This window comes from Brachybacterium sp. sponge, from assembly GCF_001613775.1.
Taxonomy (GTDB): domain Bacteria; phylum Actinomycetota; class Actinomycetes; order Actinomycetales; family Dermabacteraceae; genus Brachybacterium; species Brachybacterium conglomeratum.
This window is the reverse complement of the sequence record NZ_LRMP01000002.1, coordinates 1,053,873-1,080,506: the sequence shown is the minus strand read 5'-3', so window position 1 is coordinate 1,080,506 and position 26,634 is coordinate 1,053,873. Positions and strand designations below refer to the sequence as shown.

The following is a 26,634-nucleotide window of genomic DNA, read 5'->3' as shown; positions in this document are numbered from 1 at the left end:
CTGAAAGGGGTTTACAACCCGAAGGCCGTCATCCCCCACGCGGCGTCGCTGCATCAGGCTTTCGCCCATTGTGCAATATTCCCCACTGCTGCCTCCCGTAGGAGTCTGGGCCGTGTCTCAGTCCCAGTGTGGCCGGTCGCCCTCTCAGGCCGGCTACCCGTCATCGTCTTGGTGAGCCATCACCTCACCAACAAACTGATAGGCCGCGAGTCCATCCCCCACCGATAAATCTTTCCAGCACTCACCATGCGATGAGTGCTCGTATCCGGTATTAGCCACGATTTCCCGAGGTTATCCCGAAGTGGAGGGCAGGTTACTCACGTGTTACTCACCCGTTCGCCACTAATCAGGCGGTGCAAGCACCACCGTCATCGTTCGACTTGCATGTGTTAAGCACGCCGCCAGCGTTCGTCCTGAGCCAGGATCAAACTCTCCATGAAAATCATGAAAAACTATAAACCTGACAAAATAAACAAACAACCAGCATTAACTGCTGTATCATCCGTTACAATCTGCCATTCAAAATAATGGCATCGATAAACAGACACGCTATTGAGATATCAAGCAACACGCGCACTCAGTGTTCCGAACCTTTTCAAGCTCTTCGCCCTGAGGCAACCCGTCTAACTTAGGACTTCCGCTCCTCCGAGTCAAATCGCTGCGGTGTGATCCGCGCCGCGATCCTCTTCCGAGAACCTTCCGCCCCAGGTCAGGACCAGTTCCAACCTCTCGACCATGGGCCGATCCGCTGTCCCGATCTCCTGGGCACGAGGAAGAACATTACGGGGGTTCCGAGACCCCGTCAAGCCAGAACGGCCCTTTTCGAGGTGGCCTCGACCACATCGCTCGCCGTCGAGGCGCTCATCGGCCCCGACGCCGATCCTCGTTCCGCCCGACCGTGCAGGTCAGAGCAAGGATCGAAGGGGCTCAGCGAGCGGGCACCACTCCACGGTGCAGGGCCACGATTCCCCCGCTGAGGTTCCGGTACCGCACCTGCTCGAGGCCGACCTGGGCGAACCAACCCCGCAGCGCCTCCTGGTCCGGCCAGTCGAGGATCGACTCGGCGAGATAGTCGTAGGCGTCAGCGCTCGTGGCGACGCGTCGTGCCACGGCCGGCAGCGCACGCAGCAGGTAGTTCTCGTAGACCGTCCGGAAGGGACGCCACGTCGGGGTCGAGAACTCGCAGACCACGACGCGACCTCCCGGGCGCACCACCCGGGACATCTCCGCGAGCGCCAGACGCGGCTCGTGGACGTTGCGCAGGCCGAAGGAGATCACCGCGGCCTCGAAGGAGTCGTCCGCGAAGGGGAGGTGCTGGGCGTCGGCGCCCACGAACGGGACCGGCGCACCGCGTCGTCGGCCCTCGGTCATCATCCCGAGCGAGAAGTCGGCGGCGACCACCTGCGCACCTGCGCGGGAGATGGCGGCGCTCGAGGTGCCGGTGCCGGCGGCGAGGTCCAGGACCTGGTCCCCCGCAGCGATGTCGAGGGACTCGACCATCTTCTCTCGCCACATCCCGACCTGCCCCATCGCGGCGACGTCGTTCATCAGGTCGTAGCGGCGGGCGATGCCGTCGAACATCGTCGCGACGTCGTACGGCTTCTTCTCGAGATCGGCACGGCTCATGCCCTGATCCTCGCACGGACCGTGCCCCGGGAGCGCCAGCCGGCCCGCACTCCCGACGCTCCCCGGACCGACCGAGGCGTCGAGGCCCGTCCCTGGAAGAATGCCTCCGGGCCGCCTCGTCACCGGACGGCCCGGACCGTCCTCGTGAGGAGAGCTCGAATGACCGCTGCCAGCACCGCTCGCACCGACGCCCTGCGCGCCCTGACCATCCCCTCGGAGCTCCTGCCCTCCGACGGACGCTTCGGCTCCGGTCCCTCCCGGGTGCGCGATGCGCAGATGGAGGCTCTCTCCTCGGTGTCCCGCACGGTGATGGGCACCTCCCACCGTCAGGCCCCCGTCAAGCAGGTCGTCGCTCGGGTCCGTCAGGGCCTGGCCGAGCTCTTCTCCCTCCCCGAGGGGTACGAGGTGGTGCTCGGCAACGGAGGCTCCACCGCGTTCTGGGACGTGGCCGCCTACGGACTGATCGAGAAGCGCTCCCAGCACCTCGTGCTCGGCGAGTTCTCGCAGAAGTTCGCCGCGGAGTCCGCCGGCGCACCGCATCTCGCGGAGCCCGAGGTCATCCGCGCCGAGCCGGGGAGCTGCCCTTCCCCGCGCTTCTCCGAGGACGTGGACGCCTATGCCTGGCCGCACAACGAGACCTCGACCGGCGTGATGGTCCCGGTCGCCCGTCCAGACGGCGCGCACGAGGACCAGCTCGTGCTCGTGGATGCGACCTCGGTGGCCGGCGCCGCGAAAGTAGACGTCTCGGCGACGGACGCGTACTACTTCGCCCCGCAGAAGGCCTTCGCCTCCGACGGGGGGCTGTGGCTCGCGCTCCTCTCCCCCGCCGCGATCGAGCGCGCGGAGCGGCTCGGCGCGGCGGAGGACCGCTGGATCCCGTCCTTCCTCTCCCTCACCGCCGCGATCGACAACTCGCGCAAGGACCAGACGCTCAACACCCCGGCGGTGGCGACCCTGGTGCTGATGGCCGAGCAGATCGAGTGGATGCTCGCCCAGGGCGGTCTCGCCTGGGCCGACTCCCGCACCCGCACCACCAGCGGCATGCTCCAGGCCTGGGCCGAGCGGCGCGAGGAGATCACCCCCTTCGTGACGGACCCGGCGGCGCGCTCGCAGGTCGTGACCACCCTCGACGTCGACGACTCGATCGACGCCACGGCCATCACCTCCGTGCTGCGGGCCCACGGGATCGTCGACATCGAGCCCTACCGCAAGCTCGGACGCAATCAGCTGCGCATCGCGACCTTCCCGGCCGTGGACGAGCAGGACGTCGCCGCGCTGATCGCGGTCCTGGACCACGTGCTCGACCGCTCGGCCGACGCCGTCTCGTAAGCACCTCGCCGGGCCGGGCGGCTCCCGCGCGCTGACCGCTGCGCGTCGGCCCGCCCGCCCTCCCGCGGGGATCACGCGTCCCGCACGCATGAAGGGCCCCGTCCTCGGACGGGGCCCTTCATGCGTGCGGCACGTGCGAACGGGGAGTCGATGCGGGGCCGCGGCGAGGCTCTTCGCGGTGCGGGCGGGGGCGGTGCCGCGCTTCTGCGTCGCCTTGCTTCTGCGTCGCCGTGATCCCGGGGCGGCGCCCCGCTCGCCCGCGAGGGCATCCCGGCGCCACCGTCTCTGCGTCCCTCCGCGCCCCGTCAGTCCCGCGGCGGGACCAGCGTGCACCGCAGCAGGGCGGTCGCCTCGCGCAGGCTCTCCCGCTCCGCGGCGCTGATCCCGTCGAGACGGGAGCGCAGCCAGGCGTCCCGCTCCGCGCGGCCGGCCCGCACCAGGTCCCTGCCCCGTTCGGTGAGGGTCACCCTCACCTGCCGACCGTCCTCGGGGTGGGCGGATCGGCGGACGAGCCCCGCCTCCTCGAGGCGGCCGAGCACGCGGGTCATCACCGGAGGGCTCACGTGCTCGAAGTCGGCCAGCGCCCCCGGGGTGGACTCCCCCGCCCGGTCCAGGTGCGCGAGCACCGAGAACTGCGAGGCGGAGACCGCGTGCGAGGCGGTGTGCGAGCGCAGGATCCGCGAGGAGACCAGCAGCAGGCGCTGCAGCTCGGCGGCGAGCTCCGCGATCTCGGTCTCCGCCCCGGGATCGGTCACAGCAGCAGGCCCTCGACCGCGCCGCGCAGGAAGTACGCGACGAACATCAGGGCGATCACGTACATCAGCCAGTGGATCGAGCGTGCCTTGCCCCGCACCAGCTTCAGCAGCACGTACATGATGAAGCCGGCGCCCATACCCACGGTGATCGAGTACGCGAAGGGCATCAGGATGATCGTGAGGAAGGCGGGGATCGCGATCTCGACGTCGGTGAAGTCGATGTCGGTGATCTGGGTCATCATCAGGAAGCCGACCATCACCAGCGCCGGGGTCGCCGCCTCGTAGGGCACCATCCCCACGAGCGGCGAGAGGAAGGTCGAGAGCAGGAACAGCACGCCGACGACCACCGCGGACAGCCCAGTGCGCGCGCCCTCGGCGACGCCGGAGGTGGACTCGACGAAGCTCGTGTTCGAGGAGACGCCGCCCATGCCGCCGGCGATCGCCGCCGCGGAGTCGACCACGAGGATCCGCTGGGAGTGCGGGATGTCGCCCTGCTCGTCGACGAGGTCCGCCCCCGCGGCGACCCCGACCATGGTGCCCATGGTGTCGAAGAAGTCGGCCAGCAGCAGCGAGAAGACGATGACGCTCGCACCGACCGCTCCCGCGGCGGTGATCCCGCTGATCGGGTCGACGGTCAGCAGCGTGGAGAAGTCGGGCAGCTGGACCGGGAACTCGGAGACGGCCGGGACGTTCATCGCCCACCCGCCCGGATTGCCGGGGCCGTCGGCGCCGGCCGGGGCGAAGGCGCCCAGGTGGAGCACGCGCTCGATCACGATCGACAGCGCGGTCGCGGTGACGATGGCGATGAGGATCGCGCCGGGGACCTTGCGCACCCACAGCACGAACATGAGCAGCAGTCCGGCGACGAACACGAAGGTGGGCCAGCCGGTGAGGGACCCGTCGTTGCCGAGCTGGACCGGGGTGCCGTTCGCGGTCGTCACGAACTTCGCGTTGTACAGGCCCAGGAAGGCGATGAACAGCCCGATGCCGACGGCGATCGCGGTCTTGAGGAAGGCCGGGACGGCGTCGAAGACGGCCTTGCGGAAGCCGCTGAGCACCAGCAGCAGGATGACCACGCCCTCGATGACGACGAGGCCCATGGCGCCGCCCCAGGTCATGCCCGGCAGCGGGACGACGGAGTAGGCGAGATAGGCGTTCAGCCCGAGCCCGGCGGCCAGCGCCAGCGGGAACTTCGCCCACGCCCCCATGAAGATGCTCAGCAGTCCTGCGATGAGCGCGGTGCCGGCGGCGACGGCGGGGAGGTTCGGCTCGGTGCCGCCGCCGAGGTACATCCCGGTCGAGTCCGGGACCGTGCCGATGATCAGGGGGTTCAGCACCACGATGTAGCACATCGAGAAGAAGGTGACGATGCCGCCGCGGATCTCCCGGGGGATCGTCGATCCGCGTGCGGTGATGTGGAACCAGCGGTCCAGGGCGCCGCGCGGCGCCTCGGGGGTCGTGGTCGCGGCGTCGGGGGCTGTGCGGGAGGAGGAGGGGGAGGGATCGGCCTGCTGCATGAGGGCGATCGTATCGGCCCTGCGCCCACCGGGTCCCTGCCGGGGAGGGTGGTCCCGGCCGGGACCCGGTGGTATCGGTCTCAGTGGGAGCGCGCGGCGCGCTCGGCCTCCTCGAGGCGGCGCTCGTGGCGGTAGTCCTCGTGCAGCTCGAGGCGGGAGGCGGCGGCCTCGTCGGCGACGACGACGACCTCGGGGTGCATCTGCAGCACGGTCGCGGGCCAGCGCGCGCTGATCCCGCCCTCGACGAGCTGGGCGATGGCCGCGGCCTTGTTCTCCCCGGAGGCGACCAGCACGATCCGCCGCGCCTCGAGGATGGTCCCGAGCCCCTGGCTGAGGGCCTGGATCGGGACGTCCTCGCGGCTGGCGAAGTAGCGCGAGTTGTCGGCGATGGTCGAGCGGGTCAGGCCCACCACGCGGGTGCGGGAGCCGAGGGAGCTGCCGGGCTCGTTGAAGGCGATGTGGCCGTTGGAGCCGATGCCGAGGACCTGCACGTCCACGCCCCCGGCGTCCCGGATGCGTCCGTCATAGGCCACGGCCTCGGCGTGGGGGTCCTCGGCGGTGCCGTCCGGGGAGAAGACCTTCTCCTCCGGCAGGTCGATGTGGGAGACGAGGTTCTCGCGGATGAAGCGGTGGTAGCTCTGCTCGTGCTCGTCGGGCAGGCCCACGTACTCGTCGAGGAGGAAGGCGCGCGCGTCGGCGAAGGAGAGCCCCTCCTCGCGGTGGCGGCGGATCAGCTCCTGGTAGGCGGGCAGCGGCGAGGAGCCGGTCGCCAGGCCCAGCACCGGGCCCCGGTCGCCCGCGCGCTCGAGGACGCGCTGGATCTCGTCGGCGACCACGACGCCTCCGGCCGCCGCGTCCTCCACGATGTGGATCTGCATGGTCCTGCCCCTCTCCGGCCGTGCGCCGGATGCTCTGCGCCGCGCCGCTGCCGCGTGCGCGAACGTGCTCGTTTGCGTGACCATCCGAGGATACTCGCTCACGGAGGTTCCGAACCCACGGAGGTTCCGTACGCGACGACGCCGCCGCCCCCTGAGGGGCGACGGCGTCGTGTCGGGGGACGCTCAGCGGCGTCCCGCGCGGCTCACTTCTTCTTGCCGGAGCTCGCGGCGAGCTCGAAGGCGGCGCGCGGGGTCTCCGCCTGCGGGATGCCGATGATGTCGCGGCGGGAGACGAGGTTGCCCACCCAGCCTGCGGCCACGGAGACCTTCCGGCCGATGGTCGGCATCGCGTACAGGTGGTACGAGCGGGCCATCGCCCAGGCCGGCAGGCCGCGGATGTCCAGCTCCTTCTCGCCGAGCATCAGGCGGCCGACGCCCTTGTACATGCCGAGGGTCGCGAAGACGCCGAGGTTCTTGTGGTAGTAGTCCACCAGCGGGCGGCCCTGGACGGAGCGCGCGATGTTGTCGGCCAGGCGCTTGGCCTGGCGCACCGCGTGCTGGGCGTTGGGCGGGCAGAACTTGCCCTCGCCCGAGGCGAGGTCCGGCACGGCGGCGCAGTCGCCGGCGGCGAAGACGTCGTCGAAGGGGCCGTCCTCGCCGTTGACGCGCAGGTCGGGCAGGACCTGGACCTTGCCCATGAGCGGGCCGCGCTCGGTGACGATCGGGAGATCGGAGGTCTCCTCGTCGAAGAGCACCGGGTTGGGCTTCACGCCCGCGTTCCACACGAGCAGGTCGGTCTCGAACTCGTCGCCGTCGCTGGTCTTGATCACGCCGTTCTCGGCGGAGTTCAGGAAGGTCTCGAGCTTGACCTCGATGCCGCGCTCGCGCAGCTGGTTCAGCACGTAGGCGCGCTGGTCCTCGGTGAGCTCCGGGAAGATGAAGGGGGCGCCGTCGACGAGCACGAAGCGGATGTCGGAGGCGTGGAGGTCGGGGTAGTAGCGCAGGGCGTCGCGCACCATGTCCTCGGCCTCGGACACGGCCTCGCCGCCGGCGAAGCCGCCGCCGATGAAGGTGAAGGTGAGCAGGCGCTTGCGGAGCTTGGGGTCCTTCGTGGTCGCCGCCTCGGCGAGGTTGGCGAGGATGCGGTCACGGACGGCCGCGGCCTCCTCGACCTGCTTGAAGCCGATCGCGTTCTCGGCGAGGCCGGGGATCGGGAGCAGACGCGGGACGGCGCCGAGGCCCACGACGAGGTAGTCGTAGGAGATCTCGAGCTGCTCGCCCTCCTCGGTGTCCACCACCACGGTGTGCTCGGCGCTGCGGATCGCCGCGACGGAGCCGGTGACGACCTTGGTGCCGGTGAGGATCTTGCGCAGCGGCGCGAGCACGTTGCGGGGATCGATGCTGCCGGCGCCGACCTCGGGGAGGAAGGGCGCGTAGGTCATGTACGGACGCGGGTCGACGACGGTGATCGCGACCTCCGCTCCGAGCGTCTTGCGCAGCTCGGACGCGGTGGTCATGCCGACGGAACCGCCGCCGAGGATGAGGACATGGGGCTTGCCGCCGAAGGTGTTGGTCATGGACCCCAGCCTAGGACCGTATGGTCGCTGAGACAAAAGCACCTCGTCAGGTGGTCACCGCCCGACGCGCGGAGGGTCTCAGGGCACGTGGTCCAGCAGATCCAGCGCCATCCCGTCGAGGATGTCGTGCTCGCTCGTGCGGGTCTCGGTGATGCCGGAGGCGGCGGCGACGCGCTCGACGATGCGCGACCAGATCAGCGCGCCCGCGCCGATGACGTCGATGCGCCCGGGGTGGATCACCTGGTGGCGCGCCCGTTCCTCGCGGGTCTCCCGCAGCAGCGACTCGCACAGCGCGCGGACCTCGTCGACGGGGAGGGCGGCGCCGTGGGTGACATCGGGACGATAGTCCCGGATCCCGGTGGCGACCGCGGTGACCGTGGTCACCGTCCCGGCGACTCCGACGAGCGAGGCGACCTGCTCGAGCGGGATCGCCGCCGCGGCCTCGTCCAGCAGGGCGTCGATGTCCGCCGCGGCGGCGGCGATCTCGGCGTCGGCGGGCGGGTCGGAGCGCAGGTGGCGCTCGGTGAGGCGGACCGAGCCCATGTCCAGGCTGATGCGGTGGGTGGGGGCGGTGGTGCCGAGCACCAGCTCGGTGGAGCCGCCGCCGATGTCGACCACGAGCGCGGGCCCTGCGGGCAGGCCCTCGACGGTGCTGACCGCGCCGCGGTAGGAGAGCTCCGCCTCCTCCTGGCCGGAGATGACCTCGGGGTCGATGCCGAGGATCGCGCGGATGCCGGAGATGAAGTCCTCGCGGTTGGAGGCGTCGCGGGTCGCGGAGGTGGCCACGAAGCGGACGTCCTCGCGGCGCACGCCGTGGTGCTCCACCAGCGCCTGGTAGCGGCGGGCGGCGTCCAGCGTGCGCTCGACGGCGACGGGGTCGAAGCGTCCGGTGCGGTCCACGCCGAGCCCGAGGCGGACCATCTCCAGGTGCCGCTCGAGGTCGACGAGGCGCCCGGTGGCCTCGTCGCGCCGGGCGATCAGCAGGCGGATCGAGTTGGTGCCGCAGTCGATCGCGGCGACGGGCGCGCTCATCGTCCCTCCTCGCCCTCGTCGGTGCGGTGCTCGTCCGGGTCGGACGTGGATTCCTCGTCCTGGCAGCGGCAGACGAGCTCGGGCGCCGCGCCGTCGATCATCGCGAGCACCTCGTCGCCGACCGGGTTGACGCCCGGTCCCTCGGCGAGGGACTGGCCCGCGAGGGCGTGCAGGCACTTGACGCGCGTGGGCATCCCGCCGGCGCTGACGTGCGCGACCTCCTCCGCCTCGCCGATCTCGGCACGGCGCGCCAGATAGCGCTCGTGCGCCGCCCGGTACGGGGCGGCGAGCTGCTCGTCGCTCTCGAGGCGCTCGGTGAGCTCGGCCATCAGCCCGGTCGCCTCGAGCCGGGAGAGCTCGAGGGTGAGCCAGGGAAGGGTGAGGTACAGCGAGGTCGGGAACGGGGTGCCGTCCTCGAGGCGCGGCGCGGTGCGCACCACGGCGGGGCGCCCGCAGCCGCAGCGCCTGGCGATCGAGACGACACCGCGCATGTCGCGGCCGAGCTGGAGGCGCATGATCTCGAGGTCGCGCGGCGAGGCGGGCGTCTCGTGGGGAAGAGGGGCGAGTGAGGTCACTGGTCGTCGTCCTGATCGGTGGTGTCGGCGGGGTCCTCGGCCGGGACGTCCTCGTCGGTCGAGCCGGTCTCGTCGGGGATGTCCTCGGGGGTCAGGCGGCTCGAGCCCTCGACGCTCTCCCAGAGGGTCGAGTACCACTCGCCCTCCTTCGCGGCCTCCTCGGCCTGCTGCGCCTCGGTGAGGGGGACGTCCTGGCCGGAGGTGTCGGTGAGGCGGTACTGGGTCTCCCCCGGCATCGCGAACAGGAGGCGCTCGCGAGCGCGGGCGGCCACGTAGGTGGGGTCCTCCCACTGCGCGACCTGCTCGCGCAGGTCCTCGACCTCCGCCTCCTGCTGGGCCACCTGGCCCTGCAGGTCGGACAGCTTCTGGCGCTGGGCGACGTAGGAGTTCACCGTCGGCACGAGGGCCGCCAGCGCCACCACCACGAGCGCGACCAGCACGAGGGTGCGGCGCGTGATCGTGATGCCGGGCCCGTCCGGGCCGTCGGCGCGGGAGGGGGAGGTGGTGGGGCGGGAGGCGGCGGCCGGTCCCCGGCTGCGGTCGCCGCCGGTGCCGGCGGAGGCGGGTTGCCTGGTCCCGCCGGGGCGGGCGGCGCCGCCGCGGCCGGGGGCGGCCGACGGGCGCGAGGTCGAGCGCGCACCGGTGCGACGGGCCCCGGACGCGGCGACCGGGCGCCTCGTCGATCGCGGGGCGCCCGGTCGTCTGCTGCTCATGCGCTAGAGGATACGGCCTCCGCCTGGACGCGCCGCGCGGGAAACGCGGTGCGTCCGGGCGGCGGCGATCACGCCGTGTAGCGCGGGAAGGCGGAGGCGCCGGCGTAGCGGGCGGCCTCGCCGAGCTCCTCCTCGATGCGGAGCAGCTGGTTGTACTTGGCCACGCGCTCGCCGCGGGCGGGGGCGCCCGACTTGATCTGGCCGCAGTTGGTCGCCACGGACAGGTCGGCGATGGTGGTGTCCTCGGTCTCGCCGGAGCGGTGGGACATCATGGCCTTGAAGCCCGCGCGGTGCGCGAGGTCGACGGCGTCGAGGGTCTCGGAGAGCGAGCCGATCTGGTTGACCTTGACCAGCAGCGCGTTGCCGGCGCCCTCGTCGATGCCGCGGCCGAGGCGCTCGGGGTTGGTGACGAAGAGGTCGTCGCCCACGAGCTGCGTCTTGGTGCCGAGGCGCTCGGTGATGGCCTTCCAGCCGTCCCAGTCCTCCTCGTCCAGCGGGTCCTCGATGGAGACCAGCGGGTAGGCGTCGACGAGCTCGGCGTAGTAGTCCACCATCTCGGCGGAGGTCTTCTTCGCGCCCTCGAAGGTGTAGGCGCCGTCCTCGAAGAACTCGGAGGCCGCGACGTCGAGCGCGAGAGCGACGTCCTTGCCGGCCTCGAAGCCGGCCCTGCCGATGGCCTCGACGATCAGGTCGAGCGCGGCGCGGTTGGAGTCGAGGTTCGGGGCGAAGCCGCCCTCGTCGCCGAGACCGGTCGCCAGGCCCCGCTCCTTGAGCACGGCCTTCAGCGCGTGGTAGACCTCGGCGCCGACGCGCATGGCCTCGGAGAAGGTCTCCGCGCCGATCGGCGCGATCATGAACTCCTGGATGTCGACGTTGGAGTCCGCGTGGGATCCGCCGTTGAGGATGTTCATCATCGGGACGGGCAGGATGTGCGCGTTCGGGCCGCCGACGTACTGGTACAGCGGCACGCCCGCGGAGGCCGCGGCGGCGCGCGCCACGGCGAGGGAGACGCCGAGGATGGCGTTCGCGCCGAGGGTGCCCTTGTTCTTGGTGCCGTCCAGATCGAGCATCGCCTGATCGATCGCGCGCTGCTCCTGGACGTCCATGCCGTGGATCGCCGGCAGGATCTCGGTGATCACGGCGTTGACGGCGTCGAGCGTGCCCTTGCCGAGGTAGCGGTCCTTGTCGCCGTCACGGCGCTCGACGGCCTCGAACTGGCCGGTGGAGGCGCCGGAGGGGACCGCCGCGCGCTCGAACGTGCCGTCGTCGAGCAGGATCTCGACCTCGACGGTGGGGTTGCCGCGGGAGTCGAGGATCTCTCGGGCGAGGAGTGCTTCGATCAGGGCTGCCATGGGCTGTTCCTTCCTTCGGTGATGAAGTTCGAATCGTCCGGTCGGCGCTGACCGTCCGCCCGACAGTCTAGGCCGAGCGGCGCCCGCCACGCGCCCCCGTGCCCGCGGTTGCGGCCGGAGGGGGCTGACGGAGGATGAGCGCGCCGGTCAGGAGGCGGTGCCCTGCTCGAGCTCGCGGACGGTCCTCGCGAGCAGGGCGCGCAGCGCGGTCTCGGGATCGTCGTCGCGGCCCTCGGCGGCCACGACCAGGTCGAGCAGCGCCCGGCCGAGGTCGCCGCCCCAGTCGTCGGCGTCCTCGGCCGAGGCCGCGGCGTCGGCCGCCGCGAGGAGCTGCTCGAGCCCGCCGGCCGATCGGGCGCGGTGGACGATCTTCGCCGCGGTCTGCAGGGCGGGCAGCTCGGCGGGGATTCCCTCGGCCCAGCCGCGGGGGCGCGTCGGAGCCGTCCCGGAGCTCCCCTGCTCCTGCAGGTCCTGCTGGGCCTCCTGGACCTGCTGCTTCTCCTGCGCCTTGACGGCGTGCCACTGCGCGATGATCTGCTCGACGTCGGCGGGGTCCTCGAGCGCCTGCTCGGGCGCGTCGCCGAAGACGTGCGGGTTGCGCCGCTCCATCTTCGCGACGAAGGAGCGGGCCACGTCGTCCACGTCCCAGGCCGGCTCCTCCTCCTGGCCCACGCGCGCGTGGAAGAGGATCTGGAAGAGCAGGTCGCCGAGCTCGTCGGGCAGCGCCCCGGGGCCGTGGCCGGCGGGGTCGTCGATCACCTCGAGCACCTCATGGGTCTCCTCGAGGAGGTAGCGGGCGAGCGAGGCGTGGGTCTGCCGGTGGGTCCAGGCGTCGCCGCTCGGCGCCCGCAGCGCCTCCATCACCTCCACGGCCCGCAGCAGGGCGCTACCGCGCGGTGCGGGATCGGTCGGGTCGGGGCGCTGCGCGGTGCTCACGGTGGCGAGGCTACTTCCTCGCCGGGCCCGATCCCGCCTCCGCCTGCACGACGGGCGCGGAGATCTGCTCCGCCGCGGAGGGCACGAGCACGCGCAGCACCTCGCGCGCCCACTCGAGCAGCGCGTGGTCGCGCAGCTCGGTGCCGCCGAAGCGGGAGGTCATCGGGCGGGGCACGAGCACCTGGCGCAGGGCGGGCTTGAGCAGCGTGCCCGGGTACAGGCGCTTCATCCGCATCGCGACGGAGTCGGCGGGCTCGAGATGGGCGAAGCGGATCATCTTGCCCTGGGCCTGGACCTCGTCCACCCCGGCGGCGCGGGCGTCGATCCGGAAGCGGGCCACGTCCAGCAGCACCTCCACCGGCGCGGGCAGCGGGCCGTAGCGGTCCGCGAGCTCGGCACGGACCTGCTCGATCTCGGAGACCTCGCGCACCGCGGAGAGCTTCGCGTAGGCCTCGAGCCGCAGTCGCTCGGAGCCGATGTAGTCGTGCGGGACGTGCGCGTCCAGCGGCAGCTCGACCCGGATCTCCTTCTCCGGCGCGCTCGCCTCGCCGCGGAAGGCCGCGACGGCCTCCCCGACCATGCGCACGTAGAGGTCGAAGCCCACGCCGGCGATGTGCCCGGACTGCTCGCCGCCGAGCAGGTTGCCGGCGCCGCGGATCTCGAGGTCCTTCATCGCCACCTGCATGCCTGCGCCGAGGTCGGTGTTGGTGGCGAGGGTGGTGAGGCGGTCGTGGGCGGTCTCGGTGAGCGGCTTGCCGGCGTTGTAGAGGAAGTAGGCGTAGGCGCGCTCGCTCGAACGGCCCACGCGGCCGCGCAGCTGGTGCAGCTGCGAGAGCCCGAAGCGGTCCGCGTTCTCGACGATCAGGGTGTTGGCGTTGGCGATGTCGAGGCCCGTCTCGACGATCGTGGTGCACACGAGCACGTCGAAGTCCCGCTCCCAGAAGTCGACGATCACCCGCTCGAGCTGGTGCTCGTTCATCTTGCCGTGGGCGACGGCGACGCGGGCGTCGGGCACCAGCTCGCGCAGGTGCGCGGCGACGCGGTCGATGTCCTCGACCCGGTTGTGGATGTAGAACACCTGCCCCTCGCGCAGCAGCTCGCGCCGGACCGCGGCGGCGATCTGGCGATCCTCGTCGGCGCCGACGTAGGTCAGCACCGGATGGCGCTCCTCGGGCGGGGTCGCGAGGATGGACATCTCCCGGATGCCGGTCACGGCCATCTCGAGCGTGCGCGGGATGGGGGTCGCCGACATGGACAGCACATCCACGTTCGTGCGCAGCGCCTTGAGCGTCTCCTTGTGCTCGACGCCGAAGCGCTGCTCCTCGTCGATGATCAGCAGCCCCAGGTCCTTGAAGCGCACGTTGCCGGTGAGCAGGCGGTGGGTGCCGATCACGACGTCGACGCTCCCCTCGCGCAGACCCTCGACCGTCGCCTCGGAGTCGGCGGCGGACTGGAAGCGGCTGAGCCCCTTCACGGTCACGGGGAAGCCCGTGTACCGCTCGGAGAAGGTGTCGAGATGCTGCTGGGCCAGCAGTGTCGTCGGGGCGAGCACGGCGACCTGCTTGCCGTCCTGGACGGCCTTGAATGCGGCGCGCACCGCGATCTCCGTCTTCCCGTAGCCGACGTCGCCGAGGATCAGGCGGTCCATCGGGACCGGCTTCTCCATGTCCTTCTTGACGTCCTCGATGGTGGAGAGCTGGTCCGGGGTCTCGACGAACTCGAAGGAGTCCTCGAGCTCCCGCTGCCAGGGGGTGTCGGGGCCGAAGGCGTGGCCGGGCGCGGACTGCCGGGCGGAGTACAGGCGCACCAGCTCGTCGGCGATCTCGCGGATCGCCTTGCGGGCCTTCGACTTGGTCTTCGCCCAGTCGGCGCCGCCCATGCGGTTGACGGACGGCTCCTCGCCGCCGACGTACTTGGTGACCTGGTCGAGCTGGTCGGAGGGGACGTAGAGCCGGTCGCCGGGCTGGCCCTTCTTCGAGGCCGCGTACTCGATGACGAGGTACTCGCGGGTGGTGCGCTTCGCGCCGGTGCCGACGGTGCGGCTGGTCATCTCCACGAAGCGGCCCACGCCGTGGTGGGCGTGGACGACGTGGTCGCCGGGCCGCAGCTGGAGCGGGTCGACGACGTTGCGGCGGCGGGAGGGCATCCTCCGCTCCTCGCCGCGGCGCGCCCCGGACTTGCCGGTGAGGTCGCGCTCGGAGGCGAGGGCCAGCTTCAGGTCCTCGGCGACGAGCCCTTCGGCGAAGGGGCCGACGGTGACGACGGCCTCGCCGGGCTCGACGGGTCCCTCGAGCCGCTCGGCGAAGACGGCCGCCATGCCCTCGCCGCGGAGGTTCTCGGCCGCGTGGCGGGCCCCGCCCGGGCCGGCCATGGTCGCGAGGACGGACCAGCCGTCGGCGCGGCGGCGCTCGAGGTCCTTCGCGGCGTCGGCGGGCTTGCCGGAGTAGCCGGGGTGGGTGGACGTGCCGGAGGTGGTCAGATCGAGGTCGGCGTCGAGGCCGAAGGCGGCCAGGGTGAACCAGGCGCGGCCGCCCTCGCGGGCGTGGCCCTTCGCCTCGGACAGGGGCACGAAGCTCGCCGCCCCCACGTCGATCGGGAGTCCGCCGCCGGCGGCGGCGCTGGACCAGGCCGCGGCGAGGAACTCGTCGGTCGTGGCGACGAGCTCCTCGGAGCGGGCGCGGGCCTTCTCCGGGTCGACGACGAGGAAGCGGGCGCCGGCGGGGAGCACGTCGGCGACCTGCTCCATGCCGTCCACGAGGACGGGGCTGAGGGACTCCATGCCGTCGGCGGCGATGCCGTCGGCGATGCGCAGCAGCAGGTCGCGCGCGCCGGGCAGCTCCTCGGCGCGGGCGCGGGCGCGCTCGCGCACCGTGGGGGTCAGCAGGATCTCCCGGCAGGGCGGGGCGTCGAGCCCGTGCGGGACGGCATCGAGCGAGCGCTGGTCGGCGACGGCGAAGTACCGCACGTCGTCGATCTCGTCCCCGAAGAGGTCCACGCGCACGGGATGCGGCTCGGTGGGCGGGAAGACGTCCAGGATCCCGCCGCGCACCGCGAACTCGCCGCGCTTCTCGACCATGTCCACGCGCACGTAGGCGGCGTCGACGAGCTCCTGCTCGAGGTCCTCGAGGGGGTGCTCCTCCCCCACCTGTGCCCGGACCGGACGGAGCTCGCCGAGGCCGGTCGCGATCGGCTGGAGGAGGGAGCGCACGGGCATCAGCAGCACGTGCACCGGGTCCTCGGTCTCCGGATGGGCGATGCGGCGCAGGGTCTTCAGGCGCTTCGCGACGGTGTCGGCGCGCGGGGAGAGCCGCTCATGGGGCAGGGTCTCCCAGGCGGGCAGCTCGGCGACGTGCGCGGTGCCGACGAGGGCGCTCAGCGCCGCGCGGAGGTCCTCGGCGGCGCGGGTGGTGGAGGTGACCACGACCAGCGGCGACTCGGCGCTCGCGCGTCGCGCGAGATCGGCGACGACGAAGGGGAACAGCGCGGTCGCGGCGACGATGTCCCCGCCCGGGCCACGGTCCTCGTCCGCGCCGGCGGACTCGACGAGCTCGCGGATCGCGGTGAGGTCGGCGCCCTCGGCGAGGCGCGCGAGCAGCGGGGCGAGCGGCGGAGCGGACCGCTCAGCGCTCACGGCATCGGGGCCTGGGTCGGCGGCCCGGTCGGTGCGTGCGGCGTCGGTCGGTGCGGTCATCGGCCCTCCCGGGAGTGGAAGCGCTGCTGGGCGGCGGTGAGGCCCTCGAGGACGACGGCCTCGACGGCGTCGGCGGCGTCCGAGATCAGCAGCTCAAGCGTGCGGCGCTCGGTGGAGGTGAAGGGGGCGAGCACGTGGTCGGCGGTGTCGCGGCTGCCCGGGGGCCGGCCCACCCCGACGCGGACGCGCAGGTAGTCCTTAGTGCCCAGCGCCTTGGAGATGTCACGCAGGCCGTTGTGGCCGCCCTCGCCGCCCCCGCGCTTCAGGCGCACCGCGTCGAAGGGGATGTCGACCTCGTCGTGGACGACGACGACCTGCTCGGGGTCGATGCCGTAGTAGGCGGCCAGCGCCTTCACCGGACCGCCGGAGACGTTCATGTAGGTAGTGGTCTTCGCGAGAATCACCCGCTCGCCGGCGCCGGGAGCGCCGAGACGGCCCTCCAGCACCACGGCCTGCGCCCGCTTGGCGGCGGCGAATCGCCCGCCAGCGGCGTCGGCGATGTGGTCCAGGACCATCTGGCCGATGTTGTGCCTGGTCGCGGCGTACTTCGGGCCGGGGTTGCCCAGGCCCACCACCAGGTACGGCCCGGGGCGGCGCTCGCTCACGGTCATGATGCTCCTCGTTCTCACCCGTGCGCGGCGGCGCACGACCCCGGACACCGTACCGGGGCGCCGCGCGATGCGCGACGCCCCGGCAGGCGGTGTGTGAGCAACGGAGCGGGACGGGGAGCCGACGGGCGTCCTGCCCGCGCTCCCCGTCCCGGAGGGGTCACTCCTCCTCGGAGCCCTCGGAGGACTCGGCGTCCTCGCCCTCGGCGGACTCGCCCTCAGCGCCCTCGGCTGCCTCGGCATCCTCGTCCTCACCCGGAGTCTCGAGGTCGGCCTCGTCCACGCGCGGCACCATCACGGAGACCACGAGGATCTCGGCGTCGGTGACGAGCTCTGCATCGCCCGGGAGGACGACGTCGCCGGCGAAGAGCTGGTAGCCCTCCTCCTTGCCCTCGACGTCGATCTCGATCTGCTCGGGGACCTTGAGCGCGTCGACCGAGAGGGTCAGCGACTGCAGGTCGACCATCGCGATCGCGGGGGACACGGCCTCGCCGTCCAGGACGACGGGGATGTCGACCTCGACCTTCTCGCCCTTCCTGACGATGATCAGGTCGAGGTGGTTCAGCGTGCGCTTGAGCGGGTGGCGCTGGATCTCCTTGATCAGGGCCAGGTGGGAGGTGCCGTCGGCGAGCTGCAGCTCGAGGAGGGCGTTGGGGTTGCGGGCCGCGAGCGCGGTCTCGTGACCGGGCAGCGACAGGTGCAGCGGCGCCTCGCCGTGGCCGTACAGGACGGCGGGGACGCGGCTCTCGGCGCGCAGACGGCGGGCAGCGCCCTTGCCGAAGTCCTCGCGCAGTTCGACGTTCAGCTTCTCAGCCATGGTGGTGCTCCTCGTGGATGCGGGGCTCGACGATGAGCGACGCCACGGGGCACAGGGAGGGCACTCCTCCCGGAGATCCGCACCGCGTCGATCACGGAGGGGACAGGACCCCTCCCTCGCCGAAGTGACGCGCAGACAATACCACGCAGGCCTCCACACGTCGCCCGATGGAGGCTCGGAGGTGAGCGGCGCCGCATGGCGCAGCGCCTCCCGCCCTCTCACTCCTCCTCTCACCCTACCCTCTCGCCCAACACCCCGGGACCAACGTCCCTGCAGGTCAGGAGCAGAAATCAGTGACCTTGGTCCCCGCGTGGACCCGTCGATCGGGCCTACCGTTGTTCTTGTCAGACAGACACCCCGAGATCCGATCATCGACCGGGTCGACACCGAAAGGCCCCTCCCGTGAGCGCCACCGCCGCAACCCCCGCCGCTGCGACTCCCGCCCGCCCCGCCGCCTCCGAGGTCACCGCCACGCGGAAGGCCGGCTGGGGCTACACGCTCCTGGGCGTGACGCGCCTGATGGTCGGCTTCACCTTCCTGTGGGCCTTCCTGGACAAGACCTTCGGCCTCGGCTTCGCGACCCCGCCCGAGGGCGCCTGGCTGAACGGCGGCTCCCCCACCGCCGGCTTCCTCGGCGGCTCGATCGAAGGCGGCAACCCCTTCGCGGACGTGTGGAGCGTCTTCCTCTCGATCAACCCGCTCACGGACGTGCTGTTCATGCTCGGCCTGCTCGGCGTGGGCCTGGCGTTCATGCTCGGCATCGGCACCCGCGTCGCCGCCGTCTCGGCCGCCGCGATGTACACGCTCATGTACCTCGCCGCGTTCCCGATGTCGACCAACCCGCTCTACGACACCCACCTGCTGCTCGCGGTCGCCGTCCTCGCGATGGCGGGCCTGGCCGCCGGTGACCACATCGGCCTCGGCAGGCAGTGGAGCCGGCTCGTCAAGGGCAACCGGTTCCTGATCTGAGTCCCAGGCCCCACCCCACCGCACGACGAAGCGGCCCCGTTCCCCGGAAGGAACGGGGCCGCTTCCCCGTCGGCCGCGCGGATCGCAGGGCGCCGCGACCGCAGGAGCCGCCGCCCCGGACCGCGCCGACCCGGACCTCGCCGGCTCAGACCTCGCCGTCGAAGAGGCTCGTCACCGAGCCGTCGTCGAACACGGCGCGGATCGCCCGCGCCAGCAGCGGCGCGATGGAGAGCTGGGTGAGGCGGTCGAACTGCTTCTCCGGCGGGACCGGGAGGGTGTTGGTGCACACGACCTCGCGCACCTGGGAGTTCTTCAGCCGCTCGGTCGCCGGGTCCGAGAGGATCGGGTGGGTGGTGGCGATGACGACGGAGGCGGCGCCGTTGGCGATCAGCGCGTCGGAGGCCTGGACGATGGTGCCGGCGGTGTCGATCATGTCGTCGACGAGGATGCAGGTCTTGCCCGTGACGTCGCCGATCACGCGCTTGGCGACGGCCTGGTTGGGGCGCGTCGTGTCGCGGGTCTTGTGGATGAAGGCGAGGTTCACGCCGCCGAGCCGCTTGGACCACTGCTCCGCGACGCGGATCCGGCCGGCGTCCGGGGAGACCACGGCGATGTCCTCCTCGCCGTACTTCCTCTGCACGTAGTCGGCGAGGATCGGCAGAGCCATCAGGTGGTCCAGCGGCCGGTTGAAGTAGCCCTGCACCTGCGGGGCGTGGAGGTCCACGGAGATCATGCGGTCCACGCCGGCGGTCTCGTAGAGGTCCGCCATGAGGCGGGCGGAGATCGGCTCGCGGCCGCGGTGCTTCTTGTCCTGGCGGGCGTAGGGGAAGCTCGGCGCGATGGCGGTGATGCGCTTGGCGGAGGCGCGCTTGAGCGCGTCGATCATGATGAGGTGCTCCATCACCCAGGTGTTGATGGGAGCGGGGTGGGACTGGAGCACGAAGACGTCGGTGCCGCGCACGGACTCGCCGTAGCGCACGTAGATCTCCCCGTTGGCGAAGTCCCAGGCGTCCATGGGGAGGACCTCGACGCCGAGCTCCTCGGCGACCTCCTGGGCGAGCACCGGGTGGGCCCGTCCTGAGGCGAGGACCAGTCGCTTCTCCCCGGTGGTGACGATTCCGCTCATCGCTGCTCGTGCTCCTTGTGCTCCTCGGCGGCAGTTCCTGCGGGCGTCTGTGCCGCGGACCCCTGCTCGGCGTCGAAGGCGGCCCGGGCCGCGCTCTCGGCCGGGGTCCCCGCACGGCGTCGCAGGGTCCATCCTTCCATGTTCCGCTGCGAGACAGCGTTCACGCCCAGCGCTCCGGCGGGGACGTCCTTGCGCACGGTGGTGCCGGCGCCCGTCGCAGCGCCATCGCCGATCGTGACCGGGGCGACGAGCACGTTGTCCGAGCCCACGCGCACGTGGCGGCCGACCGTGGTGCGGTGCTTGTTCACCCCGTCGTAGTTCGCCACGATCGTGCCGGCGCCGATGTTGGTGCCCTCGCCGATCACGGCGTCGCCGACGTAGCTGAGGTGGGGCACCTTCGCGCCCTCGCCGATCACCGCGTTCTTCGTCTCGACGAAGCCGCCGATCTTGCCCTTCGCGCCGAGGTCCGTGCCGGCGCGCAGGTAGGAGAAGGGGCCGACGGTCGCGCCCTCGCCGATCACGGCGAGCAGCGCATGGGAGCGGACCACCTCGGCGCCTGCGCCGACCTCGGTGTCGCGCAGGGTGGTGTCCGGGCCGATCACGGCCTCGGCGCCGATGTCGCTGGCGCCGTGCAGCTGGACGCCGGGGAGGATCGTCGCGTCCTGACTGATGGTGACGTCGGCGTCGATCCAGGTGGTGGCGGGGTCGACGATCGTGACGCCGGCGCGCATGTGGCGCTCGAGGATGCGGCGGTTCATCTCGGCGCCGAGCTGGGCGAGCTGAACGCGGTCGTTGACGCCCTCGACCATCATCACGTCCTCGGTGACCACGGCCCGCACGGAGCGGCCGTCGGCCCGCGCGATCGAGAGGACGTCGGTGAGGTACATCTCGCCCTGGGCGTTGTCGGTCGTGATGCGGCCGAGCGCGTCGCGCAGCACGGCGAGGTCGAACGCGTAGATGCCGGAGTTGATCTCGTCGATCGTGCGCTGCGCGTCGGTCGCGTCCTTGTGCTCGACGATGCCGAGCACCTCGGAGCCGTCCTCGCTGCGGAGGATCCGGCCGTAGCCGGCGGGGTCGGGGACGCGGGCGCTGAGCACGGTGACGGCGGCGCCCTCGGCCTCGTGGGCGGCGACCAGCTCGCGCAGCGTCGCGGGGTCCAGCAGCGGCACGTCGCCGTAGGTGACCAGCACGGTGCCCTCGGCCGCGGTGACCTGCTCGAGGCCGCATTGGACTGCGCGGCCGGTGCCGGGGATCTCGTCCTGGTCGGCGACCCGCACCTCGGAGGCGTGCTCGGCGAGGTGCTCGGCGACGCGCTCGCGCTCGTGGCGCAGCACGACGACGAGCTCGCCGGGGCCGGTGCCCTCGGCGGCGGTGAGCGCGTGCACGAGGAGCGAGCGACCGCCGATCTCGTGGAGCACCTTGGGGGTGCGGGACTTCATGCGGGTCCCGGCGCCGGCGGCCAGGACGATGACGGCGACGGGTGCAGTGGTCTCGGCAGTGGCCACGTCGGCAGCTCCTAGAGATCGAGGGTGGGATCGACGGGTGTCGGCCGCGCCGCCCCGGAGGGCGGTGAGCGTTCCGCCATCAGGACTCGAACCTGAAACTTCAGAACCAAAATCTGAGGTGTTGCCGATTACACCATGGCGGAGCGCGCCCGTCGCGGAGCGCCTGCGAGCAGGCGCGGGCCACCGCCGGACAAGGCCGACGGGCGCACGGACGCGGGGCGATCCTACCGCCCGGGCGGCCTCGGCCAGCGCCCGTCGACGCTCTCGGGGGCTCCGCTGACCCGCCGGTCATCGTACGGTCGCCGTGTGGGAGACTCGCCGCATGGCGGAGAACGGGGCCCCTCGCGGCCGGTCGACCCGGATGACGGGCAAGGAGCGGCGGGAGCAGCTCGTGCTCGTCGGCCGACGGGTGTTCGCCGAGAAGGGGTTCGACATGACCTCGGTCGAGGAGATCGCCTCGCGCGCGAAGGTCTCCAAGCCGATCGTCTACGAGCACTTCGGCGGCAAGGAGGGCCTGTACGCGGTGGTCGTGGACCGCGAGGTCTCCACCCTGCTCACCGCGCTCGAGGAGTCCCTCTCCGATCAGCGCGCCCATCCGCGGATGCTGATGGAGCGCGCGGCGCTGGCCTTCCTCGCCTACATCGACGAGAACGAGGACGGCTTCCGGATCCTCGTGCGCGACTCCCCCGTCAGCCATTCCGTGGGGACCTTCTCCTCCCTGCTCACGGACGTCTCGCGCCGCGTCGAGGTGATCCTGGCGAGACAGCTGCGGCTGCACAAGTACCCGATCAAGGACGCCGCGCTGTACGCGCAGATGCTGGTGGGCATGGTCGCCTACACAGGCCAGTGGTGGCTCGAGACCCGCAGGCCCTCGAAGGAGGTCGTCGCCGCGCGGATGGTGAACCTCTCCTGGTTCGGGCTGAGCTCGCTGGAGAAGAAGCCCGAGCTGCGCGGGGAGCCCAAGGGCTGAGCGTCCCGGTCGGAGCGGCACGCCGTCCGCGTCGCCCGCGTCACCCGTGGCGACCGCGGCCCGGGCCGAGAACCTAGACTCGCCCCATGCCCACCACGCCTGCGGACGACGCCGCGCCGCCCCATGACGAGGTCGACCGCGTCCTCGCGGGCTGGGAGCTCGCGCGCGAGGACCTCGACGTCTCGCCGCTGGCGGTCCTCTCCCGCGTCTCGCGCCTGACCCGCTATCTCGAGATCGCCCGGCGCGAGGCCTTCTCCGAGGCGGGGCTCGAGGGCTGGGAGTTCGACATGCTCTCCGCCCTGCGCCGCAGCGGCGAGGACGCCCTCTCCCCCGGCGCGCTCATGCACGAGACACTCGTGACCAGCGGCACCATGACCACCCGCATCGACAAGCTGGTCACCCGCGGCCTGGTCTCGAAGAACCGCAGCCCGCACGACGGCCGCGCGGTCGAGGTGCGCCTGCGTCCCGACGGCGTGGCCCGTGTCGACGCCGCGATGGAGCGCCTGCTCGAGGCGGAGCGGGAGCTGCTCGGCCCGCTCGCCGCGGCCGAGCAGGCGGAGCTCGCGGGCATGCTCCGCACCCTGCTGCTCACCTTCGAGTCCGACGACCCCCTCGGCGGCTGAAGCCCGCGCGCGGTGCCCGGTGAGCGTCCGCTCCCGCGCCGCGCGGCCCCCTCCGATTCCGCTCCCCGTCCCCCAGGAGGACCCCACCCGCATGGCTCATCTGCTCGGCACCCAGTCCCTCCACGTCGCGCTGCCCGATCGCGTGCTGCTCGACGACGTCACCGTCGGAATCGACGAGGGCGACCGCATCGGAGTCGTCGGCCGCAACGGCGACGGCAAGTCGACGCTGCTGCGCCTGCTCGCCCGCGCGCAGGCGCCCGACGAGGGACGGGTGACCGTGCGGGGCGGGGTGCGCGTCGGCGTCCTGACCCAGCAGGACGAGGCGACCGTCGGGGCGAGCGTCCGCGACCGCGTGGTGGGCGACCGTCCGGAGTACGAATGGGCCTCCGACGCGCGGATCCGCGACGTGCTCGCGGGTCTGCTCGGCGGCATCGATCTCGACGCACCGCTCACTGACCTCTCGGGCGGGCAGCTGCGCCGCGTGCACCTGGCGGAACTCCTGGTCGGCGACTGGGACGTGCTGCTGCTGGACGAGCCGACGAACCATCTCGACGTCGAGGGCATCGCCTGGCTCGCCGAGCACCTGCGGCGGCGCTGGAGCACGAAGGACGGCGGGCTGGTGGTCATCACCCACGACCGCTGGTTCCTCGATGCGGTGTGCACCCGGATGTGGGAGGTGCACGACGGGATCGTCGAGCCCTTCGAGGGCGGGTACGCCGCCTACGTCCTCCAGCGGGTCGAGCGAGACCGACAGGCCGCCGCGATCGAGTCGAAGCGGCAGAACCTGATGCGCAAGGAGCTCGCGTGGCTGCGTCGCGGCGCGCCGGCGCGGACCTCGAAGCCGAAGTTCCGCATCGACGCGGCGAACGAGCTCATCGCCGGCGAGCCGCCCGTGCGCGACACGGTCGCGCTGACCCAGCTGGCGACCTCGCGGCTGGGCCGCGACGTGATCGACGTGCTCGACGTCGACGCCGGCTACGGCGGCACGACCGTGCTGGAGGACGTGACCCTGCACATCGGCCCGGCGGATCGGATCGGGATCCTCGGACCGAACGGCGCCGGGAAGTCGACGCTGCTCGCGCTGATCACTGGGGACCTCGAGCCGCTCTCCGGGCGGGTCAAGCGCGGCAAGACCGTGACGGTGCGGCAGGTGTCCCAGCGGCTCGAGGGCCTGCAGGAACATCTGGACTCCCGGGTCAGCGATGTGGTGGGCCGGTACCGCACCACGTTCACGGCCGGCAAGGACGAGGTCTCCCCCGGCCAGCTGCTCGAGCGTCTGGGCTTCACCGCGGCGCATCAGAAGGTGCAGGTCAAGGCGCTCTCGGGTGGTCAGCAGCGTCGGCTCGACCTGCTGCTGACGCTGCTCGAGGAGCCGAACGTGCTGGTGCTGGACGAGCCGACTAACGACATGGACACGGACATGCTCGCGGCGATGGAGGACCTGCTGGACACCTGGCCCGGCCCGCTGCTGGTGGTCTCGCACGACCGCTACCTGCTCGAGCGCATCACGGACACGCAGTACGCGGTGCTGGACGGCGGGGTGCGGCACGTGCCGGGCGGTGTGGAGCAGTACCTGGAGCTGCGGGCTGCGAGCGAGGAGGCCGCGGCGGGTTCGGCCTCGGGCAGGGCGACCGGCACGGGCTCCTCCGGCGCTGCCGGCTCCGGGTCCGGGGCGGGCGGCGCAGGGCCCTCCGGATCCGGCGGCAGCTCCGCGGTTGCCCCTGCCCTCTCCGGCGCCGAGGCGCATGCGGCGCAGAAGGAGCTCGGCGCGATCGAGCGGCGGATGAAGAAGCTCGAGAAGCAGACGGAGTCCCTGCACGCGAAGCTCGCCGCGCACGACCAGTCGGACTACCAGGGGCTGCAGGAGATCACCGCGCAGCTGCAGGAGGTCGAGCGGGAGAACGAGGAGCTCGAGGAGCGCTGGCTGGAGCTGTCCGAGCAGCTCGGCTGAGCGTCGACGCCCGGCTGAGGTCGGCCGGTGCACGGCACTCGGGATCCGCGATTCCCGAATCTGCTCATCCCCTCCCGACTATCTCCCCCGACTGCCGCGTCGCACGATCCAGTCACCCGGGTAGCCCGGGAGACGGTGGATCCGGTGTGGATCCGGGATGTCCGTGAGCCGCAGGCGCAGATCCGTGAGCGCGCGCTGCAGGGGCATCAGCTCTCCGGGCTCGTCGTTCGCCAGCGGCAGTCTCTCGCGCCCGCTGTTCCCAGGGGTGATCGCGTCGCATCGGCGGTCCGCGCGCTCGCCGGTCGTGCGGTGCTCCGTCATCCGTTCCCTCGCCGCATGCTCTGCCGTCGCGTGGCTTCTCGGAACATCGGTGTCGGATGCGCGGCTCGCGGATGCGCATCGTCGTCGGTAGGTGCCGAGCGGATCGAGGTTGATCGCCCCGCGGGTCGCGCTGCGGCCGTTACGGGTGGTCCAGCGGACCGTGCGGCGCACGCCGTCCTCGTCGCGGACCACGCGTGCGGTCTCCCCGGCGAGCTCCTTCTGGTTGCATGCGGCGCAGAGGCCGTTGCCGTTGTCGAGGGACGTCGCCCCGCCCTGCGACCACGGCGTGATGTGGTCGATCTGCCGTATCGGGGCGTCGCAGTAAGGTCCGCGGCAGGTCTGGTGGGCGAGGGTGAGGAACCTGGTCAGCGCTGCGGGGAACGCCCGCGACCGTGATTCCACCGCGACCAGGTCGCCGTGGTCGAGGTGGGCGTAGAGCTGACGGATCGTCAGGGCGAGGTCGGTGTCCTCCTCGGCCTGGGCCGCGCGGAGCATCTCCTCGCGCACATGGTCGTAGGGCACGGACCCGAATCCTTCGACCAGGGCGGCATCGGCGTGCGCAGGGGCGAGGAGGGAGCGGTCGGTGATGACGATCCCGACATCGAGCGTCGTGGGGTCGATGCCGTCGCCTCGGCCGATCAGCGCATCGGCGAAGAGGTCGGCCATGATCTGCTGGTGGCCGCGCCGGTCGCCCTGGGCGCGGGCGCTCTCGGCCGCGACGTCGAGTCCCTTGCGGATCCGAGCGCCGTCGATGCCGGGGACGAGGGCGGTGATCCGCGCCATTCCGTGGTCTGTGCGCCGCACTGTCACGTGCCGCTCCCGTTTCGCGGCCTGGTGGCGCGCGGCGGCACCGGCAGGGTCGAGGGCGTGGAGGATCCTCGCCGCCTCGTCGCCCCACTGCTGCGGCCCGCACCCTTCGAGCTCGGCGAGCCGGGAGGTGAGGATCGTATCGACCTGTCGACGCTGCTCCGGGGTCGCCGGGCCGAGGACCGAGCCGACCTTGTGGGCGGACTGCGGGAGCATGCGCGCGGAGGACAGCGCCGAGATCATCCCGGGCATGCTGCGGACGAGCCGACGGGAGGTGGCGAGCGTGCGCCCCACGACAGAGCGGGAGGACTTCAGCGCTCGCGACGCTTCGGCGCGGGCCACCAGCGCGGCCTGCCTGGGACTCTCCTCCCGTCGGAGGCAGTCCGCCTTCACCGCGTCCTCGAGGTGCACCACGGTCCGCGCCCGCAGCGACTCGAGCGCTCCTTCCAGGCCGACGATGGTCTCGAGGAGCGTCATCGTCCCGTCGATGTCCAGCGAGTCCAGGGGCGCGGAGCCCCGCTCTCCGAGCTCGGCGAGGGTCTCGCGGGCGGCGAGGAGGTCGAGCTCGCCGATGGTCAGCTGCTCGGCGTCGACCTGGATCGGGCGGTCCGCACGAGGAGGGAGCTCGCCGGCCGGATCCCCGGGCGGGCGGAAGTGCTCCCCGGACGGGCGGCCGTATTTCCCGGACGGGCGACCATGTTCCCCGGACGGGCGGCCGTGATGACCGGAGGCGCCGGCGGCACCTTCGGGGATCTCGCGCTCGTTCGAGGATTCCTTCGACATACCTCTATTTTTGCACGGCCATTCGAGGAAGAGAAGACCCACAATGCAGCTACCGACCAGGAACTTCGCAGTGTGGATAACCAGGTCGTGGGGAGGGAAGGTCGGCGGTCGCGGCAGACAGCGGCACTAACACCCTCCCGCCGACCTGCAGACCCGCATTCATCTCAGGCCCT

Annotated in this window: 21 protein-coding genes, 1 tRNA gene and 1 rRNA gene; 5 read left to right on the top strand and 18 right to left on the bottom strand. The window is 71.9% G+C overall.

All coding sequences use genetic code 11. The features are described 5' to 3' along the window. Window positions 1–440 (bottom strand): 16S ribosomal RNA (locus tag A4A78_RS12805); the annotation flags it as partial. Between the two features lie 487 nt (window positions 441–927). Continuing rightward, window positions 928–1,626 (bottom strand): demethylmenaquinone methyltransferase, encoded by a 699-nt coding sequence (locus A4A78_RS12800; protein ID WP_062949762.1) that lies wholly within the window; start codon window positions 1,624–1,626, stop codon window positions 928–930. Window positions 1,627–1,785: 159 nt separating this feature from the next. On the opposite strand from A4A78_RS12800, the gene serC reads away from it, so the two are divergent. Further along, complete coding sequence (gene serC / locus A4A78_RS12795; RefSeq protein WP_062949760.1) at window positions 1,786–2,955, top strand: phosphoserine transaminase; 1,170 nt, start codon at window positions 1,786–1,788, stop codon at window positions 2,953–2,955. A 305-nt stretch (window positions 2,956–3,260) separates the two neighbouring features. On the opposite strand, the gene A4A78_RS12790 is transcribed toward serC, so the two are convergent. The 12 genes from A4A78_RS12790 to A4A78_RS12735 all read right to left on the bottom strand — a co-directional run bounded on the left by A4A78_RS12790 (window position 3,261) and on the right by A4A78_RS12735 (window position 17,406). Beyond that, entirely contained in the window at window positions 3,261–3,710 is a 450-nt protein-coding gene (locus tag A4A78_RS12790) for a MarR family winged helix-turn-helix transcriptional regulator (RefSeq protein ID WP_062949758.1), read from the bottom strand. Beyond that, the gene (locus A4A78_RS12785; RefSeq protein WP_010551101.1) at window positions 3,707–5,227 is read right to left on the bottom strand and encodes an NCS2 family permease; all 1,521 of its coding nucleotides are present in this window, start codon (window positions 5,225–5,227) and stop codon (window positions 3,707–3,709) included. The genes A4A78_RS12790 and A4A78_RS12785 overlap by 4 nt, the downstream gene beginning before the upstream one ends. 80 nt (window positions 5,228–5,307) lie before the next feature. Continuing rightward, on the bottom strand, window positions 5,308–6,105 hold the full coding sequence (gene nagB, locus A4A78_RS12780) for a glucosamine-6-phosphate deaminase (RefSeq protein WP_062949756.1): 798 nt from the start codon (window positions 6,103–6,105) through the stop codon (window positions 5,308–5,310). Between the two features lie 203 nt (window positions 6,106–6,308). Further along, the gene (locus A4A78_RS12775; RefSeq protein WP_062949754.1) at window positions 6,309–7,682 is read right to left on the bottom strand and encodes an NAD(P)/FAD-dependent oxidoreductase; all 1,374 of its coding nucleotides are present in this window, start codon (window positions 7,680–7,682) and stop codon (window positions 6,309–6,311) included. Window positions 7,683–7,760: 78 nt separating this feature from the next. Then, window positions 7,761–8,714: an exopolyphosphatase gene (locus tag A4A78_RS12770; protein WP_062949752.1), complete on the bottom strand. Its 954-nt coding sequence runs from the start codon at window positions 8,712–8,714 to the stop codon at window positions 7,761–7,763. Continuing rightward, the gene (locus A4A78_RS12765) at window positions 8,711–9,289 is read right to left on the bottom strand and encodes a DUF501 domain-containing protein (protein ID WP_062949750.1); all 579 of its coding nucleotides are present in this window, start codon (window positions 9,287–9,289) and stop codon (window positions 8,711–8,713) included. Before A4A78_RS12765 ends, A4A78_RS12770 begins: the two co-directional genes overlap by 4 nt. Then, window positions 9,286–10,002, bottom strand: a complete 717-nt coding sequence (locus tag A4A78_RS12760; RefSeq protein ID WP_062949748.1) for a septum formation initiator family protein — start codon at window positions 10,000–10,002, stop codon at window positions 9,286–9,288. Before A4A78_RS12760 ends, A4A78_RS12765 begins: the two co-directional genes overlap by 4 nt. A gap of 68 nt (window positions 10,003–10,070) precedes the next feature. Next, a complete protein-coding gene (gene eno / locus A4A78_RS12755; protein ID WP_062949746.1) occupies window positions 10,071–11,354 on the bottom strand; it encodes a phosphopyruvate hydratase in 1,284 nt (427 codons plus the stop codon). 147 nt (window positions 11,355–11,501) lie between these two features. Beyond that, window positions 11,502–12,290: a MazG nucleotide pyrophosphohydrolase domain-containing protein gene (locus A4A78_RS12750; protein ID WP_062949744.1), complete on the bottom strand. Its 789-nt coding sequence runs from the start codon at window positions 12,288–12,290 to the stop codon at window positions 11,502–11,504. A 10-nt stretch (window positions 12,291–12,300) separates the two neighbouring features. Next, on the bottom strand, window positions 12,301–15,981 hold the full coding sequence (gene mfd / locus A4A78_RS12745; protein ID WP_231881038.1) for a transcription-repair coupling factor: 3,681 nt from the start codon (window positions 15,979–15,981) through the stop codon (window positions 12,301–12,303). Beyond that, complete coding sequence (pth, locus tag A4A78_RS12740) at window positions 15,978–16,592, bottom strand: aminoacyl-tRNA hydrolase (RefSeq protein ID WP_062949742.1); 615 nt, start codon at window positions 16,590–16,592, stop codon at window positions 15,978–15,980. The genes mfd and pth overlap by 4 nt, the downstream gene beginning before the upstream one ends. Before the next feature lie 157 nt (window positions 16,593–16,749). Then, window positions 16,750–17,406, bottom strand: a complete 657-nt coding sequence (locus A4A78_RS12735) for a 50S ribosomal protein L25/general stress protein Ctc (protein WP_062949739.1) — start codon at window positions 17,404–17,406, stop codon at window positions 16,750–16,752. A 402-nt stretch (window positions 17,407–17,808) separates the two neighbouring features. On the opposite strand from A4A78_RS12735, the gene A4A78_RS12730 reads away from it, so the two are divergent. Then, complete coding sequence (locus A4A78_RS12730) at window positions 17,809–18,375, top strand: hypothetical protein (protein WP_082835318.1); 567 nt, start codon at window positions 17,809–17,811, stop codon at window positions 18,373–18,375. Between the two features lie 145 nt (window positions 18,376–18,520). Here A4A78_RS12730 and A4A78_RS12725 read toward each other — a convergent pair whose 3' ends face one another. From A4A78_RS12725 to A4A78_RS12715, 3 genes are all read right to left on the bottom strand, one after another. Next, on the bottom strand, window positions 18,521–19,501 hold the full coding sequence (locus A4A78_RS12725; RefSeq protein ID WP_010551089.1) for a ribose-phosphate diphosphokinase: 981 nt from the start codon (window positions 19,499–19,501) through the stop codon (window positions 18,521–18,523). Next, window positions 19,498–21,006 carry a bifunctional UDP-N-acetylglucosamine diphosphorylase/glucosamine-1-phosphate N-acetyltransferase GlmU gene (gene glmU / locus A4A78_RS12720; RefSeq protein WP_062949737.1) on the bottom strand — a complete coding sequence of 503 codons (1,509 nt, stop codon included), beginning with the start codon at window positions 21,004–21,006 and terminating at the stop codon, window positions 19,498–19,500. The genes A4A78_RS12725 and glmU overlap by 4 nt, the downstream gene beginning before the upstream one ends. 71 nt (window positions 21,007–21,077) lie before the next feature. Further along, window positions 21,078–21,149: transfer RNA gene (locus A4A78_RS12715), tRNA-Gln, on the bottom strand. 179 nt (window positions 21,150–21,328) lie between these two features. Between A4A78_RS12715 and A4A78_RS12710 the strand changes: the two genes are divergently transcribed. The 3 genes from A4A78_RS12710 to A4A78_RS12700 all read left to right on the top strand — a co-directional run bounded on the left by A4A78_RS12710 (window position 21,329) and on the right by A4A78_RS12700 (window position 24,550). Beyond that, window positions 21,329–21,976: a TetR/AcrR family transcriptional regulator gene (locus A4A78_RS12710; RefSeq protein ID WP_082835317.1), complete on the top strand. Its 648-nt coding sequence runs from the start codon at window positions 21,329–21,331 to the stop codon at window positions 21,974–21,976. Window positions 21,977–22,062: 86 nt separating this feature from the next. Beyond that, on the top strand, window positions 22,063–22,599 hold the full coding sequence (locus A4A78_RS12705) for a MarR family winged helix-turn-helix transcriptional regulator (RefSeq protein WP_053917517.1): 537 nt from the start codon (window positions 22,063–22,065) through the stop codon (window positions 22,597–22,599). 91 nt (window positions 22,600–22,690) lie between these two features. Next, entirely contained in the window at window positions 22,691–24,550 is a 1,860-nt protein-coding gene (locus A4A78_RS12700; RefSeq protein WP_062949729.1) for an ABC-F family ATP-binding cassette domain-containing protein, read from the top strand. A 78-nt stretch (window positions 24,551–24,628) separates the two neighbouring features. On the opposite strand, the gene A4A78_RS12695 is transcribed toward A4A78_RS12700, so the two are convergent. Further along, window positions 24,629–26,461, bottom strand: coding sequence for an HNH endonuclease signature motif containing protein (locus A4A78_RS12695; protein ID WP_062949727.1), 1,833 nt, complete (start codon window positions 26,459–26,461; stop codon window positions 24,629–24,631). Window positions 26,462–26,634: the final 173 nt, after the last annotated feature.